17 protein-coding genes are annotated in these 21,763 nt (G+C 60.9%); 11 read left to right on the forward strand and 6 right to left on the reverse strand.

Features of this window, described 5'->3' with window-relative positions:
* Window positions 1–20: 20 nt before the first annotated feature.
* The 5 genes from OHL14_RS05725 to rfaD all read right to left on the reverse strand — a co-directional run bounded on the left by OHL14_RS05725 (window position 21) and on the right by rfaD (window position 4,655).
* A complete protein-coding gene (locus tag OHL14_RS05725) occupies window positions 21–1,154 on the reverse strand; it encodes a mannose-1-phosphate guanylyltransferase (protein ID WP_263378365.1) in 1,134 nt (377 codons plus the stop codon).
* A 45-nt stretch (window positions 1,155–1,199) separates the two neighbouring features.
* Entirely contained in the window at window positions 1,200–2,396 is a 1,197-nt protein-coding gene (locus OHL14_RS05730) for a pyridoxal phosphate-dependent aminotransferase (protein WP_263378366.1), read from the reverse strand.
* A 137-nt stretch (window positions 2,397–2,533) separates the two neighbouring features.
* Window positions 2,534–3,139 carry a class I SAM-dependent methyltransferase gene (locus OHL14_RS05735; protein ID WP_263378367.1) on the reverse strand — a complete coding sequence of 202 codons (606 nt, stop codon included), beginning with the start codon at window positions 3,137–3,139 and terminating at the stop codon, window positions 2,534–2,536.
* Between the two features lie 8 nt (window positions 3,140–3,147).
* Entirely contained in the window at window positions 3,148–3,657 is a 510-nt protein-coding gene (gene coaD / locus OHL14_RS05740) for a pantetheine-phosphate adenylyltransferase (RefSeq protein ID WP_263378368.1), read from the reverse strand.
* Window positions 3,658–3,683: 26 nt separating this feature from the next.
* Window positions 3,684–4,655 (reverse strand): ADP-glyceromanno-heptose 6-epimerase, encoded by a 972-nt coding sequence (rfaD, locus tag OHL14_RS05745; RefSeq protein WP_263378369.1) that lies wholly within the window; start codon window positions 4,653–4,655, stop codon window positions 3,684–3,686.
* A 135-nt stretch (window positions 4,656–4,790) separates the two neighbouring features.
* Between rfaD and OHL14_RS05750 the strand changes: the two genes are divergently transcribed.
* Window positions 4,791–6,980 carry a hypothetical protein gene (locus tag OHL14_RS05750; RefSeq protein ID WP_263378370.1) on the forward strand — a complete coding sequence of 730 codons (2,190 nt, stop codon included), beginning with the start codon at window positions 4,791–4,793 and terminating at the stop codon, window positions 6,978–6,980.
* 201 nt (window positions 6,981–7,181) lie between these two features.
* Here the strand turns inward: OHL14_RS05750 and OHL14_RS05755 are convergent, their stop codons facing one another.
* Window positions 7,182–11,804 (reverse strand): glutamate synthase-related protein, encoded by a 4,623-nt coding sequence (locus OHL14_RS05755; protein ID WP_263378371.1) that lies wholly within the window; start codon window positions 11,802–11,804, stop codon window positions 7,182–7,184.
* Between the two features lie 273 nt (window positions 11,805–12,077).
* On the opposite strand from OHL14_RS05755, the gene OHL14_RS05760 reads away from it, so the two are divergent.
* The 10 genes from OHL14_RS05760 (at window position 12,078) to OHL14_RS05805 (ending at window position 21,752) form a co-directional block, all read left to right on the forward strand.
* Window positions 12,078–12,515 (forward strand): arginine repressor, encoded by a 438-nt coding sequence (locus tag OHL14_RS05760; RefSeq protein ID WP_263378372.1) that lies wholly within the window; start codon window positions 12,078–12,080, stop codon window positions 12,513–12,515.
* A gap of 1 nt (window position 12,516) precedes the next feature.
* A complete protein-coding gene (argC, locus tag OHL14_RS05765) occupies window positions 12,517–13,575 on the forward strand; it encodes an N-acetyl-gamma-glutamyl-phosphate reductase (RefSeq protein WP_263378373.1) in 1,059 nt (352 codons plus the stop codon).
* Between the two features lie 121 nt (window positions 13,576–13,696).
* A complete protein-coding gene (gene argB / locus OHL14_RS05770; protein WP_263378374.1) occupies window positions 13,697–14,479 on the forward strand; it encodes an acetylglutamate kinase in 783 nt (260 codons plus the stop codon).
* 138 nt (window positions 14,480–14,617) lie between these two features.
* A complete protein-coding gene (locus OHL14_RS05775) occupies window positions 14,618–15,883 on the forward strand; it encodes an aspartate aminotransferase family protein (RefSeq protein WP_263378375.1) in 1,266 nt (421 codons plus the stop codon).
* 67 nt (window positions 15,884–15,950) lie between these two features.
* Window positions 15,951–17,006 carry an ornithine carbamoyltransferase gene (gene argF, locus OHL14_RS05780; protein WP_263378376.1) on the forward strand — a complete coding sequence of 352 codons (1,056 nt, stop codon included), beginning with the start codon at window positions 15,951–15,953 and terminating at the stop codon, window positions 17,004–17,006.
* Window positions 17,007–17,080: 74 nt separating this feature from the next.
* Window positions 17,081–17,572, forward strand: a complete 492-nt coding sequence (locus OHL14_RS05785) for a hypothetical protein (RefSeq protein WP_263378377.1) — start codon at window positions 17,081–17,083, stop codon at window positions 17,570–17,572.
* 36 nt (window positions 17,573–17,608) lie between these two features.
* A complete protein-coding gene (gene argG, locus OHL14_RS05790; RefSeq protein WP_263378378.1) occupies window positions 17,609–18,952 on the forward strand; it encodes an argininosuccinate synthase in 1,344 nt (447 codons plus the stop codon).
* Between the two features lie 57 nt (window positions 18,953–19,009).
* Window positions 19,010–19,474, forward strand: a complete 465-nt coding sequence (locus tag OHL14_RS05795) for a hypothetical protein (protein ID WP_263378379.1) — start codon at window positions 19,010–19,012, stop codon at window positions 19,472–19,474.
* Window positions 19,475–19,513: 39 nt separating this feature from the next.
* The gene (gene argH, locus OHL14_RS05800) at window positions 19,514–20,986 is read left to right on the forward strand and encodes an argininosuccinate lyase (RefSeq protein WP_263378380.1); all 1,473 of its coding nucleotides are present in this window, start codon (window positions 19,514–19,516) and stop codon (window positions 20,984–20,986) included.
* Between the two features lie 193 nt (window positions 20,987–21,179).
* Complete coding sequence (locus tag OHL14_RS05805; RefSeq protein ID WP_263378444.1) at window positions 21,180–21,752, forward strand: GNAT family N-acetyltransferase; 573 nt, start codon at window positions 21,180–21,182, stop codon at window positions 21,750–21,752.
* Window positions 21,753–21,763 lie beyond the last annotated feature (11 nt).

Below are 21,763 nucleotides of genomic sequence, written 5' to 3' on the forward strand. Positions count from 1 at the left end.
AAATCTATCCCGTACCCAACCTAAATAAGATCTTCGCGTCCACTCTCATGGATCGCACGCACCAGTTTGGAGACATCCTGCGAACGTGCGCTCGTCGTAATTAGCAGCGCATCCGGCGTCTCTACTACAACCAACCCATCGACGCCGAGCAGCGCCACTGTCTTGCCAGGCGCGTAGACGTAGTTGCCCTTCGACTGAATCGCAAACAGCCCTGTCGTCTCGCCATCCATCACATTGTCCTGCGGCGTCTGCCCCAGGTGCTCATGCAGCGACGACCAAGAACCTAGATCGTTCCAGCCAAAATCAGCTGGCAGACAGAAGATGTTCGAACGTTTCTCGCCCTTCGCCGAGCGCCGCTCCAGAATCGCGTAGTCCACCGATATGTTCTCGCATTCCGCATACTCCTTCGCAAAGACCGCCTCGAACTCTGATGTTCCGTACGCGGCAGCAATCGCTTCGAGCGGCCCTGCCATCTCGGGGATGTGCTCGCGCACCGCATTCGCTAACGTGCGAGCGCTCCATACAAAGATGCCGCCATTCCAGACGAAGTTCCCCGCTGCCAGAAAGCGCTCCGCCGTATGCGCATCCGGCTTCTCGCGGAACCGCTTCACACGGTGAGCAACGATCGGCTCGTCAGCAGCAAGCATGCTGCCCTGCTCGATGTAGCCATAGCCCGTCTCAGGCCGAGTCGGCTGCACACCCAGCACCACGATGTTCTCGCCGGCAGCAGCCAACTTGATCGCCGCCTGCATCACCTCGGCAAAACGCGCGGGATTCGCCACCACATGGTCCGACGGGAAAACTCCAAGCACAGTGTCCGGTTCTGTACGTTCCAGCAGAAACGCAGCCAAAGCACAGGCCGGTGCCGTATTGCGCGCACAAGGCTCAGCCAGAACCTTCTCTACCGAAATCTCCGGCAGTTGCGCCTGGATGACATCGCGAAGCAAGGCATTCGTGATCACCCAGACATCGCTCATCTCGGCCACCGGCTGCAGACGCTCCAGCGTCTGCTGAATCATCGTTCGCTCACCCTGCAAAGCGAGCACCTGTTTGGCGCGCGCTCTGCGACTACGTGGCCAGAACCGCGTGCCGCTTCCTCCGGCCAAAATGACCGGAGAAAAGCGCACACGTGCACCCAGCGTCTCGTTTGACATAAAACCCCATGGATAAGGCAACGCGACCTCTGCCGCGCGCCTGAATTAGCTCAGCTTTGCCAGATACTCACGAATCCGCGCAACGCCCTTATCGATAACGTCAGCCGACACAGCATAGCTCAGACGAATGTGCTCCGTCGTTCCAAATGGCTCCGCCGGAACCACCACCACATGCGCCTCCGTCAAAAGCTTCGATGCCAGATCGCTTGCCGAGGTGATGCCACCCTTGCCGATGAAGGCGCTGATGTTCGGGTACACGTAGAAAGCTCCCTCGGGCACTGTGCAGGTCAGGCCGGGGATCGATTTAAATCCTTCCAGGATGCGGTCACGCAATTTCACGTAATCCTTGCGCATCTCGACCACGCAATCCTGGCTCTCAACCAACGCTGCAATCGACGCGCGCTGCACCATGCTTGCGGTGTTTGACGTGCTCTGCGACTGCAGCTTGCTCATCGCCGCAATGATCGGCTTCGGTCCCAACGCAAAACCAGCACGCCAGCCAGTCATCGCATAGGTCTTCGACAGCGAACCAAGCACGATAATGTGCTCCTTGCATTCGGTGCAGCTTGCACCGGAGACGATCTCGCCGCTGAAGCTCAGATACACGTAGCACTCGTCCAGCAGCACATAGACGCCATGCTTGTGCGCCATGCGGACGATCTCATACAGATCAGCCGTCGGCAATACGGCGCCTGAAGGATTCGACGGCGTGTTCAGAATGATCGCCTTCGTCTTCGGCGTGATCGCGGCTTCAATCATCGCGGCAGTCACGCGGAAATTCTCCGCTTCGCTCGTCTGCACAAATACCGGGGTACCTCCGGCAAACTCGATGATGTCCTTGTACGAAACCCAGTAGGGCACCGGCACGATGACTTCATCGCCGTGGTTGATCAGCACCTCAACCGCATTGAAAATCGCCAGCTTGCCGCCGGCCGAAAACACGCACTCATCCACTGCGTAGTTCGTGCCAAAGTCAGCAGCATGGCGGTCGACGATCGCCTTCCGCACCTCGGGAATACCAGCCACAGCCGTATAGCGCGTAAAGTTCTTCTCAATGGCCTCAATCGCTGCGGCCTTGATGTGCTGCGGGGTGGAGAAGTGCGGCTCGCCTGCGCCGAAGTCGGCCAGATCGATGCCAGCGGCCTTCATCTTCAGCGCCTCGGCGGTAATGGCCATCGTGGCCGAAACTTCGATACGATTAATGCGGTCCGTCAGGACCTGGGTAGCTGTCGCGGAACTCATAGCTTCTAGTTTACAGATTTGCCCCGTGCCAGGCATCGTCTTTCGCCCGAAGCTTTCCACCGGCCGCGTAGGCCTTCCCCTTGCCCTCAGTCACCCCCCCAGCCGCCGGCAACTCCGGGCAAAACCTCCCCGCCAGGTCAGTCCTTGCGCTTCCGCAGCACCCACGTCGTCATACACCGATGATTTTGCACAATTGTCGTTTTCAGTGGATCCACTAGCAGGGCATCCATCTGCGCCGTCATATCCATCAGCGCATCTTCGTCCACCAGGAACCACTCACTGCCGTCACCGATCCGATACACATTCGGTCGCACCTGCTCAAAATCCATCCCGATCCGCGACCCGAGTCGACAAAGCAGCAATCCGCCCGGCCGGAGCACACGCCAGAGCTCTTCGACCATCGCCAAAAAGTGCTTCTCGTCCCGAGCAAAATGCAGCACCGAGTTGCAAATCACCACATCGGCAAGCTCATCGGCCCACGGCATCGCCTCGACAGCCGCCACACGAAAATTCTCCATAGGCAGCTTCGGCGCAAGCTCGGCCGCCAGCGCTCGCACATGAGCAACGCCTTCAGCATTCCCATCGACGGCAAAGATCTCGCAGCCCATCCGCATCAGGTACACAAGGTTGCGCCCATAGCCGCAACCTGCATCGACCACTTTTGCGCCCGGCTCGATGTTCCCCCGCAGAATCTGATCGAACACATAAATGTCGATCTGTCCGAACTCCTCCTGCACGCTCATCGCATAACTCAAGCGTTCTTACCCGGAACCTTCGCCTTCAACCTCGCCTCTACGTTCGATGGCACCAGGCTCGACACATCTCCACCCAGTTCGAACACACCTTTGATTAGCCGAGAGCTCACATAGGTGTACTTCTCCGCCGGCATCATGAACAGCGTCTCCAGTTCAGGAGCCAGCTTGCGGTTCATCATCGCCATCTGAAACTCATACTCATAGTCCGAGATCGCGCGAATCCCGCGCAATACTGCCCTCGCGCCCTGCGTCCGCGCAAAATCGACCAGCAGGCCGTCAAAGGTTGCGATCGACACATGAGCCATGCCCTGGGTCGCTTCCTGGAGCATCTCCACACGCTCCGGCACGGTGAACAGCGGCGTGCCCTTCTGTGTGTTCCGCAACACCGCTACCACCAACTCATCCACGATCTTCGCGCCACGCGCAATCAGATCGAGATGCCCGTTCGTCAGCGGATCGAACGTGCCCGGATAAATCGCCTTCGTACCTCTGTTCTCAGTCGTCATCGCAACCAGCATACCCGTCTTTCTACTTAGTCGTTGCTCTTCAGAAACTGCACATACGCAGCAACGCCGTCTTCAAGACTCGTAAACGGCTTGCGATACCCCGCCGCGCGCAGTCGCTCCACCGCAGCCTGCGTGCGGTACTGATACTTCCCTTTCAGCACCTCCGGCATCTCGATGAACCCTATCCTCTTCTCCACGCCCATCGCGCTAAAAACTGCGGAGACCAGGTCGATCCACGTCCTCGCCTCACCCGTACCACAGTTCAGCAGACCGCCAGGAGCGCCATACTCCTGCTCTGCAAAATGCAGCACCACATCAACAGCATCACCCACCCACACAAAGTCTCGAAGCTGCTCGCCATCGTTGTACTCAGGCTTGTCGCTCTTGAACAGCTTCACTTCATCTGTCGCCTTGATTTGCTCATAGCTCTTCGCCACCATGGATCGCATGTCGCCCTTATGCGCTTCATGCGGCCCATACACATTGAAGAACTTCAGTCCCACAATCGACGACAACAACCCCTGCTTCATTGCCCACAGATCAAAGATCTGCTTCGAGTAGCCATACATATTCAGCGGCTTCAGTGCCCCCAAAAGCTCTTCATCATCGTCATACCCCTCAGCGCCGTCACCATAGGTTGCTGCGCTAGACGCATACACAAGCCGCACCTCATGCGACTCGCACCAGTTCGCCAGCACCCGCGTGTACTGGTAGTTGTTGCGCAACAGAAAGTCCGCGTCCTTCTCCGTCGTCGAGCTGCAAGCGCCCATGTGGATCACCGAGCGGGCATCGGCGAATGCACCCTCTTCCAGCAGTCCCAGGAACTCCTCTGGCGAGACGATGTCCTCAAACCGCAGCCCGACAAGGTTTTTCCATTTGTCGTCTTTGCCCAGCTCATCGACAAGGATGAGCTCTTCCTCACCTCGCCGGTTCAACTCCGCCACCACATTGCGACCGATGAACCCCGCCGCCCCCGTCACCACAATCGGTCTCGCCATCGAAGAGCCTCCAGACACTCTCACCATCTTAGCCGCCCCCTCCGCAAAGAAAAATCCGGCCCCGCCTGAACTATTTTTCAACCTGCGGTGTCTAACGCCTCAGCCGTACCCCGAAGCCGCACCCGAGGACCCATCATGCGCCGCACGCCTCTCGCAGCCCTCCTGCTCTCTGCCTCTCTCGCTTCCGCTCAGCAAGCAAAACACACGCCCACGCCAGCCGAAACCCCACACAACACCTCGCTCCCCGTCACCCACGTCTCTCTCTACAAGAACGGCGTCGGCTTCTTCGAGCACACGGGCCACATCACCGGCAACACCGCCGTCACCATCGACTTCACCAGCGGCCAGCTCAACGATGTGTTGCAGTCCCTCACCGCCATCGACCTCAACGGCGGCCGCATCTCCGGCGCAGGCTACAACTCCACCACACCCCTCGACCAGCAGCTAAAAAATCTTCCACTCCCGCTCGGCGAAACCCCCACCAGCCTCGACTTCTACAACGCCATCCGTGGCTCCCGGGTTGAAGTCACCGGCAACGGCCCCGCCATCACTGGCCGCCTGCTCTCCATCGAAGAGCGCACCGTCCCCACGCGCGCCAATGATGAAAACCAGCCGACCAAGATGTTCCTCACCGTCGTCTCCGAACTCGGCGAAACACGCACCGTTGAACTCACCGGCTCCACCAGCGTCCACCTGCTCGACACCGCCCTGCACACCGACGTCACCCGCTACCTCCAACTCCTCGACGCCAATCGAAGCCAGGGCCTCCGCCACCTCACTCTGCAGGACAACGGCACGGGAACGCGCGAACTCCGCCTTAGCTACATTTCCGAGGTCCCCGTCTGGAAGTCCACCTACCGCATCCTCTTCACTGATCCCAAGTCCTCCGCCGACTCACAGTCCGCCACCCTGCAAGGCTGGTCCGTCGTCGACAACACCACCGGCGCCGACTGGATCAACGTGCAGCTCTCGCTCATCGCCGGAGCACCGCAAAGCTTCATCCAACCGCTCTCGCAACCCATCTACTCCCGCCGCCCCGAAGTCCCCATCGCCCAGGAAGCTCAGCTCACCCCGCAAACCTTCGACAGCAGCATTGAGGCCGATAAGATCGACAGACTCGGCGGAGGAGGACTATCCCCCTCCCCAAAGATGATGGCTAACGGAGGGCCTATGGCAGCCGCAGGCATAGGTTTCGGATCAGGTTCCGGCATCGGCCCCGGCTCCGGCGGAAATATGGGCGGCGGAGTCTATCGAGTTGGCGCTAAGCCCGCCGGTCCAGCCGTGTCCTATGAAGAAGCCGTGTCTGATTCGACACTCGCTAAAGCTTCAGCCGCAGGCTTCGATGATTTCTTCGCCTACAACCTCACCGAACCCGTCACCATCCGCAAAAACGAATCCGCCCTCGTCCCCATCCTCCAGACCAAGGTCACTGCCGATCGCGTCACCCTCGTCAACTACAACGGCTCATTCCTCTCTCAACCTCTCCGTGCTCTCTGGGTCACCAACACCTCGAACCTCACGCTCGACCGCGGCAGCTTCTCCATCGTCGAGAACGGCAACTTCGGCGGCGAGGGCCTGCTCGACCCCATCCACCCCAACGAGAAGCGCCTGCTCAGCTACGCCGCCGACCAAGCCGTCCACGTCACCACCGAGAGCAACAAGACCACCCAGCGCACCGGCAGCATCACCGCCGCGAAAGGCGTCCTCAAGGTCCATCACGACGAGATCCACGAGATCACTTTTGTCATCCACAACGCCGCCACCGAGACCCGCACCGTCGTCCTCGAAGAGCCCGTCGTCAACGGCTTCGTGCTCGACAGCGAGAAGAACCTCAACGACGATCCGAAACCCACCGAGACCACACCCACCGTCTACCGCTTCCGCGTTACCGTCGCCCCCGGCGCAACCGAACGCCTCCACTCCGGCGCCACCCGCAAAGGCACCACCACCTACGCCCTCGCCAACACGAACGACAGCCAGATCGCCTTTATCCTGCACGAATCGAACGACAATCCTACCCTCACCGCTGCGCTGCAACCCATTCTCGATGCCCGCCGCAAAGTCGCCGACGCTCAGACCGCCGTCGACCAGACCAACAAGCACCTCACCGACCTCCGCGCCGACGAAGACCGCCAGCGCGCCAACATCACCGCCCTCGCCAATGCCGACAAAGGCTCCCGCGACCGCTTTGTCCGCGACCTCAACACCACCGAAGACAACATCACCGCCGCACAGAAGGAGCTCACCACCCGCACCGCAGCGCTCGACACCGCCAAAGCCGACTTGTCCGCCCGCATCGAAGCGTTCCAGATCGACACCCACTAGTCCCAACCTGAAATGTGGTCTATCGACGACACGCTTTTCTCACGCTGCCAGCTGCAAGCGGCGTTACTCTTAAGCCACTACAGCGATACAAGAAACCCTCCCCAAGCTGTACCCCGCTCCTCCCAGGGAGTAGACAAAAGCGGCAGCCCTCTTCAGGCTGCCGCTTTTGTATTCCGTATTCATGCTTCTTCCTCGCTGCCCTTACGCCTGCGGCTTCGGAGTAAACAGCACAAACTTCGCCGACTCCGACTCCCAGTTCGCCAGCAACTGCTTGCCCAGCGAGCTGTGCGCCAGCTCGACATGCTCCGCGATCAGCGCCTTCAACGACGCCTGCTTCTCCGCCGCAACCTCGGCAAACGGCTGAGCCTCAAGGAACTCCGTGTGATACAGCGTCTCTGAGATCATCGTCTGCTTCGTGTCATAGATCCACGCCAGACCACCGGTCATACCCGCGCCGAAGTTGATGCCCACTTCGCCGAGGATCGTCACCACGCCGCCGGTCATGTACTCGCAGGCATGGTCCCCCACACCTTCAATTACTGCCGTCACGCCCGAGTTCCGCACCGCGAACCGCTCGCCCGCGCGTCCCGCCGCGAACAACCGCCCCGCCGTCGCACCATACAGCGCCACGTTGCCCAGCAGCACATGCTCCCAGCTGTTATGAGCCGCACGGCCTTCCGCACGCAGGATCAAATCAGCGCCCGACAGTCCCTTACCGACGAAGTCGTTCGCCTGCCCGGTCAGGATCAGCTTCATCCCCGTGCCGGCGAATGCGCCGAAGCTCTGTCCGGCGATGCCATGCAGATCGAACGTCACATCCGCATCGCCGATCTCGCCCTTCATCCTCAGCACCGAAAGCTCACCGCTCAGCCGCGCACCAACCGCACGATGCTCGTTCGTGATCTCGCTCTTCACCACGTAGGGCTCTTGCTTCTTTGCAGCCTCAATTGCAGGTGCCGTCCACGGCTCATCCAGCGGGCTATCGACACCCGGTCGAACGTTCTTCACGCCCGTCCAGTGCAGCGGGCCTTCGCCAATCTGCGACAGCACCGGAGTCAGGTCGAGGTTCCCATCGAAGCGTACCTGCTCCAGCAGATCGACGCGGCCAATCGCCGCCTCGAGGCTCGGCAGACCGAACTTCGCCAGCAGCTTCTGCAGATCAGCAGCCAGCTCATGGAAGAACGTCACCACGTGCTCCGGCTTGCCGCGGAACTTCGCGCGCAGATCTTCGCGCTGCGTCGCAATCCCCGTCGGGCAGGTATTCAGATGGCACTGACGCGCCATATCGCAGCCCAGCGCCACCAGCACAGCCGTTCCGAACGCATACTCGTCGGCACCCAGCAACGCAGCCACCAGCACATCCCGCGCCGTCGAGATGCCGCCATCCGTCCGCAGACGCACACGGTCGCGCATCCCATTCGCACGCAGACATTGCTGCGCCTCGCTCAATCCAAGCTCCCACGGGTTGCCCGCGTACTTGATGCTCGAAAGCGCCGCCGCACCCGTGCCGCCATTATTGCCCGCGACCACGATAAAATCCGCATACGCCTTCGCGACACCTGCAGCGACCGTGCCCACACCGCACCCCGAAACCAGCTTCACACCGACAGACGCCTTCGGATTCACGCGCTTCAGGTCATAGATCAGCTGCGCGAGATCTTCAATCGAGTAGATGTCATGATGCGGCGGCGGCGAGATCAAACTCACTCCCGGCTGCGCATGACGCAACCGCGCAATCAGCCCCGAAACCTTGTGCCCCGGCAGCTGTCCACCTTCACCAGGCTTGGCTCCCTGCGCCACCTTGATCTCGATCTCCTCCGCGTGCGCCAGATACTCCGCCGTCACACCGAAGCGACCTGAAGCAATCTGCTTGATCTTGTTATTCAGGTTGTAGTGGATCGCAGGCGCACTCACGAGTTCCGCGACGGCAGCACCGCCGCCAGTCTCCAGGTGCCCCATCTTCGCGACGGCCTTATCGTCGCTAAGGTGGGAAGGCATACCGCCCGGCCCAGAACCTTGCGGCTTGTAAACGTCACGATCCTCGCCACCCTCACCCGTATTCGACCGAGCGCCGAGCTGATTCATCGCAGCCGTAATCGTCTGGTGCGCCTCCGGGCTTAGCGAACCAAGGCTCATCGCACTCGCAATGAACTTCGTGCACAGGCTCTCCGGCTTCTCCACCTCATCCAGCGACAACTCCTCACCCGCCGGTCGAATCTCCAGCAGATCACGCAGCGTCACCGTCTCGCGTGCATCCATGTTGCGACTGAAGATCTGGAACGCGCTTGCCGGATCTGTCGAGGCAGCCACGCCACGCGCGCTGCCTACCACCGTCTGCAACGCCTTCACCGTCGGCGGCTGCCACGAATGCGGCTCAGCGCCTTCGGTCTTTCGGAAGCGGACCCAGCCAAAGTCCGGCAGCGCGGCGACCTCTTCCGCAGACAACCAGCTCAAGCGCAGGCGCCGATCCAGCTCTGAAAATCCAATGCCCGAAAGCGGCGCAGGCGTATTCGGGAAGCACCGCTCCACCACACTCTTATGCAGACCCAGAATGTCGAACTGGTGCGCGCCACGGTAGCTGTCCAGCACCGAGATACCCATCTTCGACATCACCTTCGCCAGCCCGGCATCAAGTGCCTTCAGCATCAGCGTTTCGCCGTCGACACCCTCAGGCTGCAGCGACTTCGCCGTCTCCAGCGCCAGCCACGGACAAACCGCTCCGACGCCATAGCCAACGAGTACCGCGGCATGATGAATATCGCGACAGTCTCCAGCCTCCACGGCAATGCCCGTCAGCGTGCGCAGACCGGCATCCACCAGCGCCTGATGCACCGCACCGGCCGCCATCGCCATCGGTATCGGCAGCAGCGTCGCACTCGCAGAACGGTCCGTCATCAGCAGCAGTCGAGCACCATTGCGCACCAACTCGACCGACTGACGGCAGAGATTATCGAGCGCCTGCACCAGCGTAAAGTTCGGAGCGAACACACACGGCAGCTCTTCCAGTCGCAGCGAATCCGCATGCGGATACGTCTTCGCACGCAGCGCAGCCATCTGCCCCAATGAAAGAAACACAGACTTCAGCGCGATACCCGGCAGCGGAGCGTTCTTATCCAGCAGATGCGCCCACGGACCAAAGCGCGTGCTCATCTTCACCACCACAGCTTCGCGCAGCGGATCGATCGCAGGGTTCGTCACCTGCGCAAATCGCTGCCGGAAGTACGCATACAGCGGTCGCGGGCTCTTCGCCAGGAACGCCAGCGGTGTGTCATCCCCCATGGACCACACCGCGTCCTTACCCGTTGCAGCCATCGGCTGCAGAATCATCTTCAGATCTTCCTGCGAGTAGCCAAAACCCTTATGCAGGTGGCTCAGATCGCCTGCAGGCTCGACTTCGAGCGGCAGCAGCGGAGTGTCCTCCACCAGCTTCGCGTACGTTGCCTTCGCGTCGAACGCATGCAGCATCTCTTCATTGTGATAGATCGCGTGCTCGTCCATATCGAGCGCAATCATCTGTCCCGGACCAAGCCGTCCGCTCTCCAGCACGGTGCCCGGATCGAGATCGACCAGGCCAGCCTCGCTGCCTGCCACCACAATGCCATCGGTCGTGATTGCATATCGACAAGGCCGCAGACCATTGCGATCCAACGCAGCTCCCACAGCCACACCATCCGAGTACGCAATCGCCGCAGGTCCATCCCACGGCTCCGTGCAACCGGAGTGATATTGCAGGAACGGGCTCTCGTAATGCACCGTCGCACGAGCAGGCGGCAGCAGCATACGTACACTCTCGGAGATCGTGCGGCCATTCTGACTGATCATCTCGATCGTCTCGTCAAGGCTCGTCGAATCCGTTCCGTCCTTCGTCAACACCGGCTTGCACTCCACCGGAAGCGTGAAGTCGCGCGCCGCCATGCGGCTGCGGTTTCCCCACACGGTGTTGATCTCGCCGTTATGCCCCAGCTTGCGGCCCGGCTGCGCTCGATGCCACGCGGGCGTCGTGTTCGTCGCATAGCGCTGATGGAACAGCGCGAACCGCGTCACATAGCTCGGATCAGCCAGATCCGGATAGAACTGCGGCAGCAGCGTGCCCATGCACATCGACTTATAGACCAGCGTCGTCGTCGACATCGAACAGACGTAGCCCGTCACCTCGCCCAGCTCTACCGCACGCTCGAACTGCTTGCGTGCCATGTACAGCCGACGTTCCATGCACTCTTCGTACTCCGGCGACTGCGGATCAGGCATCGTCACCTTCGGATACTGATTGCCAGCCTTCGGCTCCCGCGCATCCGCCACCAGCACCTGCCGAATCTTCGGCATGGTGCTCAACGCAATCTCACCCAGCACCTCGGGCCGCACCGGCACATCGCGCCAGGCTAGCACCGTCAACCCCTGCGATCGCAGCGAGCTCTCGATCACCGCCTCGGCCCGCATCTCTTCCTTGGGCAGAAAGATCATGCCCACGCCCAGCGGCGCATCGTCGGCGAGCGTTACACCGGTAGACTTCAACAGCAGTGCCCTCGGCACGCTCGTCATCACACCGATGCCGTCCGAGCTGGCTCCGTCCGCAGCCACAGCTCCGCGATGCGCCAGGCGCACCAGCGCCGTCAGCGCGTCTTCCAGAATTTTATGGCTGTATTTGCCAAGCACCGACGCCACAAACCCTACGCCGCACGAGTCATGGTCAAACCGGGCGTCCACCAGCGTCGGTTCGTCCGAATGAAGCAGGTCAACGGGAAGCCCCGTCGAGTCGGTCCTGTACTGCTTCTCCACAACACGCTTGGTCGCAGCGTGTCCGTTCTTGGCAAAATTATGGGACATAGCTAACTATACTTCCGTTTCTCGGGAGATTCAGGGCGTCGCGGCCCCTCTCCCCGTGAAATATTGCTAATCCGCGGACCCATAAGACCGGTCCGCCCAACATAGGCTGCTGATCCAGCCTTGACAAGGTGCTTTTGCATATTTATACATGAGAAGTGGATTTTTATGCAGCCTAGCCAACTCGGCAGGTTGAGGAAATCCACCCGTGGCGCTCTTTCGAGGCGTCACGTTTTTGTTTTCTTAATGCTTCCCGTGTCTCACTAAGAGTAATGCATGAAAAGCCAACGACACAACGCGATCAAAGACCTGCTGGTGAAGACGACCATCACCAACCAGGACGAGCTGCGTAAGCACCTCGTGACCCGCGGCATTCAGGCCACGCAGGCCACGCTCTCGCGCGACATCCGCGAGCTCAAACTCGTCAAAGGCCCCAGCGGCTACGCTCTCCCCTCCAACGCCGACGGCGAAGACGACATGCCCGAAACCGCCTCCGTCCTGCGCGACTTCGGCATTGAAATCCGCCAGGCCCAGAATCTACTTGTCCTGCATACCACCATGGGCGGAGCTCAGCCCGTCGCTGCCTCGCTCGACTCCGAAGAGTGGGAGGAGATCGTCGGCACCATCGCCGGCGATAACGATGTCCTCATTATCTGCCCGGATAACCCGACCGCCGCCATCCTCAAGGCCAGAATCGAGTCCTACCTTGTCTAGTGTGAACAAAAATTCGATAAAAGTTGCCGTCCTCGGAGTCAGTGGCTACTCCGGTGGCGAACTCGTACGCCTGCTCCTCGATCATCCCAAATTCGCAGACAATCCCCCGCTGCTGCTGGGCCGTTCCGGATCTGAAGCCGTCGCCCTCACCAGCCTGCAGCCGCAGCTCTCCGGCCTGCCCCACGCCGATGAACTCTCCGTCGTTCCCTTCGACTGGAAGCTCCTGAAAGAAGAAGGCGTCGATATACTCTTCCTCGCGACACCGCACGAGCAGTCGCGTGAAGACGTCCCCGCTGCCATCGCCGCAGGCATCCGCGTCATCGACCTCAGCGGAGCCTGGCGCCTGCAGCATGAGTCCAACCGCGCCGTCTATAAGCTCACCGACGCCGATCCAGCAGCCGCCGCCCAGCTCCAAACGGAAGCGGTCTACGGCTCACCCGAGCTGCACGCAGAGCAGATCAAGACCGCTCGCCTCGTCGCCAACCCCGGCTGCTATGCGACCTCCATCATCCTCGCGCTCGCGCCGCTCCTTCGCGCCAATCTCGTCGACCTCGACCACGGCATCATCTGCGACGCCAAGTCCGGCGTCTCCGGCGCTGGCAAGGCACCCACACCCGGCACGCACTTCATGTACGCGGCCGATAATCTCTCCGCCTATGCGGTCTTCGGCCATCGCCACACCGGCGAGCTGCTCGAACAACTCCATCTCAATGGCTCGCAGATCCAGTTCACGCCCCACCTGCTCCCCATTCCGCGCGGTATTTTATCGACGATTTACGTGCGTCTCGCCTCCCCCGGGAGCATCATAAGTATGCAGTCGTGTTTCGAAGACTTCTACGCCGATGCCCCCATGGTTCGCGTTCGTCGCTCCCCCGCCCTCCCGCAGATCCAGCACGTCGTCCGCACCAGCTTCTGTGATCTCGGCTTCCAGCTCGCGCCGAACGGCCACAGGCTCGTCATCATCTCCTGCCTCGACAACCTCCTGAAAGGCGCAGCCTCCCAGGCCATCCAGAACATGAACCTCATGGCAGGCTTCCCCCAATCCGAAGGCCTCCGATGACCTCCACAAATCTCCGTCATTCTGAGCGAAGGGCATAGCCCGCAGTCGAAGAACCCCGATCGCGCTCGCCTCAACCAAACCGCTCGAACCTTTTCACCCCGCTTTTGCTTTTGGAGTACCCATGAAATACGTAGTCAAACTCGGCGGCGCCACCCTCCAGGATGCAGAGCTCCTGCACACCTGCGCCAAGGCCATCACCCAGCTCGCCCAGGACGGCCACAAGGTCGCCATCGTTCACGGCGGCGGCGTCCAGCTCACCAAGCTCCTCGACCAGATGGGCAAGAAGTCCGAGTTCGTCGCCGGTCTCCGCATCACCGACGCCGAAACCCGCGACGCCGCCCTCATGGTGCTCGGCGGTCGAGTCAACAAGACGCTCGTAGCTGCTCTCACGCAATGCGGTCAGGAAGCCATGGGCCTTACCGGCGGCGATGGCCACGTCTTCCGCGCACGCAAGAAGAAGACCAACCCGGACCTCGGCTTCGTCGGCGAGATCGCCGCGACCGACCCCAAGTGGCTCGACGCCATCTGGACCATGGGCGCAGTTCCCGTCATCAGCTCCATCGCCCTCGGTTTCGACGGCGAGTACTACAACATCAACGCCGATGAGATGGCCTCCGCCACTGCCGTCGCCACCAACGCCGACGCCCTCGTCTTCCTCACCGACGTACCCGGTGTCAAAGGCGCGGACGGCAACGTCATGCGCTGGCTCTCCCTCAAAGAAATCCCCGCACTCGAAGCTTCAGCCGTCGTCACCGGCGGCATGCTGCCCAAGCTCAAGGCCTGCAAAGACGCTCTCACTGCAGGCGTCCGCAGAGTCCGCATTCTGCCCGCACAGTCCGCGGCACTTTTACCCGACCTGATCAGCTCCCGCGTTAATGATGGAACGGAGGTAATCGCAGCATGACCCGACGATATCTTTCACAACTCTGTCATTCTGAGCGGACCCTGAGAGCATCGAAGGGGTAGCCGAAGAACCCCGACGCTCCCCATCCCATCTCAGCTGTTCGAACCATTTTCACCGCGACTCACGAGGACCACGAACATGTCCGTCACGAACGAAACCACCCTCGCCGAACTCCAGGCGGCCGAATCCCGTCTTCTCCTCCAGACCTACGAGCGCTATCCGCTGCTCTTCGTCTCCGGCAACGGCGTCCATCTGCGCGACGAGCACGGCACCGACTACCTCGACCTGCTCTCCGGCATCGGCGTCTGCGCCCTCGGCTACAACCATCCGGCGATCAACTCCGCGATCACCACGCAGGCGCACCAGCTTATCCACACCAGCAACCTCTTCTACCATCGCGGGACTACAGAGCTTGCTTTGCGTTTGACTGAGCTGACAGGCCTCGACCGCGTCTTCTTCTGCAACTCCGGCACCGAAGCCTGGGAGGCCGCACTGAAGCTCGCCCGCGCCAACGCAGAGATGCTTCGCTCCGAAGGCAAACACATCGGCACCCGCTTCATCGCGCTCGAAAACAGCTTCCACGGCCGCACCATCGGCTCCGTCGCCACCACACACAAGGCCAAGTACCGCGAGCCCTTTATGCCCGTGATGCCCGACGTCGTCTTCGTCCCCGCCAACGACGTCGCCGCCCTGCGCGCTGCCTTCTCCAACGAAGTCTGCGGCATCGCCCTTGAAGTCCTTCAGGGCGAAGGCGGCATCAACCCCGTCACCGACGAGTTCCTCACCGTCGCCCGCGAACTCTGTGACTCCACCGGCGCGCTCCTCCTCTGCGACGAGATCCAGTCCGGCATGGGCCGCACCGGCAAGTGGTGCGCCTACCAGCACTACAGCGTCCTGCCCGACGTCACCACCCTCGCTAAGCCCATGGCTGGCGGCGTTCCCATCGGCGCGATGCTCTGCACCGACGCCGCTGCTCGCTCGATCACCCCCGGCATGCACGGGACCACTTTCGGTGGAAACCCCTTGGCAGTGGGAGTCGCCATCGCCGTCATCGACGAGATCAAGCGCGCGCATCTGCTCGACCACGTCAACTCCGTCGGCAACTACTTCCTCGCGCAGCTTCGCTCTCTACAGTCGAAGCACGACGCCATCAAGGAAGTGCGCGGCAAGGGCCTCATGATCGGCCTCGAACTGCACTCCGCCGACCTCGCAAAGTCCGTCCTCGGCGAGATGCTCAAGCGCCACATCATCCTCAACCGCACGCACGAAACCGTTCTGCGCTTCCTGCCGCCCTACCTCATCACCACACATCACGTCGACCAGACGATCGCCGCACTCGACGAACTTCTCACGCAACACATCGGTTCTCAGTTCTCCGTCGTAAGTTCACAAGAACGAAAATAGAGACCGGCCCCAAGAAGTGTCATCGACATACAACTGAGAACAAACAACTGAGAACTGAGAACCCCCTATGGATAACAAGACCATCGTCATGAACGCACCCAAATCCGAAAAGTCCAAAGCCACCCTCGGCATCCAGTCCGACACCGCCTTCACCGAGACCGCCAAAGGCATCTCAGGCCGTGACCTCGTCTCCATCGCCGATCTCTCCGTGCAGGAGATGGCCGCCATCATGGAACTCGCTCACGCCGTCAAGGCCGCGCCCGAAGACTTCCGCCACGCCCTCGATGCCAAGCAGATGGTGCTCATCTTCGAGAAGGCATCGCTCCGCACCCGCCTCACCTTCGAAACGGCTATGAACACCTCCGGCGGCAACGCCATGTTCTACGACCAGACCAAGGAGCCCCTCGGCGAACGCGAGTCCATCCCCGACGTCGCCCGCAACCTTGAGCGCTGGATGCACGTCATCGTCCTCCGCACCTACTCGCACGAGACCATCCTCGAACTCGCCGCGAACTCCCGCGTGCCCGTCATCAATGCACTCTCCGACCTCGAGCACCCCTGCCAGGCCATCGCCGACTTCCTCACCCTCGAAGAGCGCTTCGGCTCCGTCGAAGGCCTCAAGTTCACCTACGTCGGCGACGGCAATAACGTCTGCCACTCCCTCATGCTCGCTGGCGCGCTCCTCGGCGTCCACGTGACGGTTGCTACCCCTAAGAATTTCGCTCCGAAGCTGGAGATCGTCCACAAGGCCATCGAGATCGCCGAACAGACCGGCGCGACCCTCACCCTCACCAACGACCCCGTCAAGGCCGCCACCGGCGCCGACGCCATCTACACCGACGTCTGCACAAGCATGGGTCAGGAGCACGAAGCCGCCCGCCGCGCCCCCATCTTCAAGCCCTTCCAGGTCAACGAACAGTTAATGGCGCTCGCACAGGAGTCAGCAGTCTTTATGCACTGCCTCCCCGCCCACCGCGGAGCCGAGGTCACCGACGCAGTCCTCGACGGCCCCCAGTCCGTAGTCTTCGACCAGGCCGAAAACCGTATGCACGCCCAGAAGGCCATCACCCTCATGCTCCTCGGCGGCGCAAAGCGTCTCCCAAAACCCACTCGCCGCAAGTAGCATTTTGTTTGTCATTTCCGAAGGGAATCTGCGTTTCGCTCGGATTAGCAACGATGCATAAAGGTCTCTCAACTATGGCGAAAGAACAAATTAGGAAGCAGATCTACGATCTTTCCGCCCAAGACTTCTTGGAGCATCTGATCTGGGAGTTCTGCTCTGACGAAGAGGACGTCGAAGACCAAGACGAAGCAACTGTAAAGCCGTCTGAAGATCTCGAAGTTCCGGGTTACTCTCCGGGAGTTTACGTTGTCGCTGCAGACGTCACCTTTGGCAATGGAGCTCGCGGCGAAGGCTATCTCTACTCTGGCCCACCTGATGACATCAGTTGTGTGCAGCCGAACATCTTGCTGCCAACCGGCCAGGTGAACTTATGGCTTGGTCGCATGCAATACACAATCGAGTGGGATGCTCGGGTGAGCAGCAGCATGAATCTTTTAGGACGCGATGAGGAATTGTTCCCCATGACGTTCGATACCAAAACTAACGTGAACGGCGCTCCACTCAAGGTGAAGGCTGAAGGCTTCCTAGCGTTGACCCCCGAGGGTCTCATAATCCGGATCTATTGATTCGGCCCAAAGCATAATTCAAAAGGTCTATAGATCATGTCCGTCATTCTCGAATCCCTCCCCACCGGCCAAAAGGTCGGTATCGCCTTCTCCGGCGGCCTCGACACCTCCGCCGCCCTCCACTGGATGAAGCAGAAGGGCGCGCTGCCCTACGCCTACACCGCCAACCTCGGCCAGCCCGACGAGACCGACTACGAGGCCATCCCGCGCAAGGCGCTCGAATACGGCGCCGAGAAGGCCCGCCTCATCGACGCACGCGGTCCGCTCGTCCGCGAAGGCATCGCCGCTCTGCAGGCTGGAGCCTTCCACATCTCCACCGCGGGCATCACCTACTTCAACACCACGCCCATTGGCCGCGCCGTCACCGGCACCATGCTCGTCACCGCCATGAAGGAAGACGGCGTCAACATCTGGGGTGACGGCTCCACCTTCAAGGGCAACGACATCGAACGCTTCTACCGCTACGGCTTGCTCGTCAACCCCGACCTTAAGGTCTACAAGCCCTGGCTCGACACGCAGTTCATCGACGAGCTCGGCGGCCGCAAGGAGATGTCCGAGTTCCTCATCGCCTCCGGCTTCGACTACAAAATGTCGACCGAGAAGGCCTACTCCACCGACTCCAACCTCCTCGGCGCAACGCACGAAGCCAAGGACCTTGAACACCTCACCACCAGCATGAAGATCGTCGCTCCCATCATGGGCGGCGTCTCGTTCTGGAAGGGCGACGTCGACGTCAAGCCCGAAGAGGTAACCATCACCTTCGAAGAAGGCACCCCCGTCGCTCTCAACGGCAAGCACTTCGACGACCTCGTCGCACTCATGTACGAGGCCAACACCGTCGGCGGTCGCCACGGCCTCGGCATGTCCGACCAGATCGAGAACCGCATCATCGAAGCCAAGTCGCGCGGCATCTACGAAGCCCCCGGCCTCGCTCTGCTCTTCATCGCCTACGAGCGCCTCATCACCGGCATCCACAATGAGGACACCATCGAGCAGTACCGCGAGAACGGCCGCAAACTCGGTCGGCTTCTTTACCAGGGTCGGTGGTTCGACCCCCAAGCCCTCATGCTGCGCGAAGCCGCCCAGCGCTGGATCGCAAAGCCGATCACCGGCAGCGTCACCCTCGAACTGCGCCGCGGCAACGACTACACCATCCTCAGCACCGACAGCCCGAACCTCACCTTTGCCCCCGAACGCCTCAGCATGGAGAAGACCGAATCGAGCTTCAGCCCCAAGGACCGCATCGGCCAACTCACCATGCGCAACCTCGACATCACCGACACCCGCGCCAAGCTCCAGACCTACGCCAAGTCAGGCCTCATCAACCTGAGCCAAGGCACCGAGATGCCACAGCTCACCACCACCATCGACAAGGATTAGCATTCGCCTTAAAGTGCCAACGGCGCAATATAGATTCGACATTAGCGAAAGGAGCCCATGGAGATCACGACCGAACAGCAAATGGAAACGGACTTTGATTGGTTCTGCGTTGATGATGAGGCCCAAATCGCACATTTCACAACTGCTGGATTCAAGCGCCTGCCCAATTCAGTTGTCGAAAGCATAGGAAATCAAGCAACGCTCCTCAACTACTTTGAACAAGAGCTTGTTCTTAGCTCTGAATACAAGGTTGACCCCGAACTCACAAGAGAGGTCAGCGATCCGACTGAGTGCTACTTAAAATCATTCGCCAGGATGGCGTGTCGCGGCTTGTACTCATTCGATATCGAGACCTATGCCAGCGAAAGGACAAATTACTTTCGCGTTGCGATACCGATAGCTCCCCTAAGTGCGGATGAATTGCCAAAGCCGATTCGTCAGATTCTCGAAAAAACGCGCTGGCGCGGAATACCATTCAATTTGCTCTCTCGTATTCCATACAAGAGCACTTTGGCTTTATAAACTGCCGCATCACAATCGATTAGAGATCGAGAACCAAATATGTCATCGCAACCAACCAAAATGTGGTCCGGCCGCTTCCGCGAGCCCCTCGACCGAACCTTCGAGCAGTGGCAGCGCAGTTTCCCCTTTGACTGGCGCCTGATCCCGCAGGAGGTCGCCGCCAGCAAGGCACACGCGCAGACCATCGCCGCCGCCGGCATCCTCACCCCCGACGAACTCGAGAAGATGCTCACCGGCCTAGACGCCGTAGCGCAGCGCCCCCTCAACTGGGCGCACCGCATCAGCGCCACCAGCGGCCAGGTAGACTACGAGACCTCCAACTCACAGGTCGCCTCCGCCATCGTCGCCTCCGCGCCGCAGGCCGAAGACATCCACCACTACGTCGAGCTCGAACTCACACGCGAGGTCGGCACCCTCGCCCTCAAGCTCCACACCGGCCGCAGCCGCAACGAGCAGATCGCCACCGACATGCGCCTCTTCGTGCGCGATGCCATCGACGCCACCCTCTCCGGCCTCCGCGAATGGATGCTCGCCCTCATCGCGTTGGCAGAAGCAAACAGCGACGCCGTTATGCCAGGCTACACGCACCTCCAGCGCGCCGAGCCGGTGCTCATCCCGCACTGGCTCCTCGCCTACGTCTCCATGCTCGAACGCGATTTCTCCCGCTTCGTCGACGCGCGCAACCGCATGAACTTCTGCCCCCTTGGCAGCGGAGCCATCGCAGGCGCCACGCTCGCACTCGATCGCTCGATCGCCGCGAAGGCCCTAGGCTTCACCGCGCCTACACCCAACTCCATGGACGCTACCTCCGACCGCGACTTTATGCTCGACTTCGCGCAGGCAGCCTCCACCCTCGGCATCCACATCTCGCGCTTCAGCGAAGAACTCACCCTCTACGCCACCGCCGAGTTCGGCTTCGTCGATCTTCCTGAGGCCTTCTCCACTGGCTCCTCCGCGATGCCGCAGAAGAAGAACCCCGATCTCACCGAGCTCACCCGAGGCAAGTCCGCTCGCCTGCTCGGGTCCGCCACCGCCCTCGCAACCCTCGTCAAAGGCCTGCCTCTCGCCTACAACAAGGACCTGCAGGAAGGCCAGGAGCAGATCTTCGACATCGCCGACACCCTCGCGGGCCTCTTCAGCGTGCTGCCCAACTTCACGCACAAGCTCACCTTCCGCACCGCCCGCATGCAGCAGGCAGCCGAGTCCGGCTACCTCAACGCGATGGCCGCCGCCACCTACCTCAGCAACAAGGGCCTACCCTTCCGCAAGGCGCATGAGGTCATCGGCAACGCCGTCCGCCTCGGCCTAGACAAGGGGTTGGAACTCAATGCTCTCCCCATCGCCGACCTTCGCGAACTCAGCGATTACTTCGCCGCAGACTTCTTCGACGCCATCACGCTCAAGGCCACACTCGATTGCCACGACGTCACCGGCGGCACCGCAACCCACCGCGTCGCCGAAGCCCTCACCACAGCAAAGACCCGCGTTCAATCTTTACAACCGTCATCCTGAGCTAAATCGCTGCCCTCACATTTAACATTGTCATCCTGAGCGCAGCGAAGGATCTGCTTTTGAACCACCACCAACCCCGAGGAACCCGTAGTTGCCTGACACCACCACCCAGTCCGACGCCACCAACGATCTGCAGAACGCAGACCTGGGCACGCCCACGCGAAGCCTCTCGCCCTCCACGCCAGAGTTCCGCATGATCACGGTCCACAAAGCCCACCTGCAGGACGCGCGCAACGTCTTCGACCTCGTGAACTCCCTCTCGCACGACGGCACACTCCTGCGCCGCTCGTATGCCGAGATCTGCGAGAACATCCGCGACTTCACCGTAGCCTGCATCGCGAAAGAAGATGGTGAGCATGAATTCATCGGCTGTGGCGCGCTCCACCTCTACGGCCCACATCTCGCCGAGGTCCGCTCCATCGTCGTCAAGCCCGAAGCCCGCGGGCTCGGCGCAGGCGACGCCATCCTCGAAGCTCTCATGGCAGAAGCCGAAGAGCATCAGATCATGTCCGTCTGCCTCTTCACCCGTATCCCCGCCTACTTCGAGCATCTTGGTTTTCGCGTCGCTGAACGCGATGCCATGCCCGACAAGATCTACAAGGACTGCCAGACCTGCCCGCGCCTCTACGCCTGCGATGAAGTCGCCATGGTCAAAGGTCCGCTACCCAAGGTCACGGTCCTCGGCCCCAGCGACATCCAAAAGCCCGAGATGGCCGAAACCCATCTGGTGCAGTTGCAGCTCACCCCCACTGGCACGAGCCGCTAAAGCTCCCTCAT

The sequence above is a fragment of the Granulicella paludicola genome (genome assembly GCF_025685545.1).
GTDB lineage: Bacteria > Acidobacteriota > Terriglobia > Terriglobales > Acidobacteriaceae > Granulicella > Granulicella paludicola.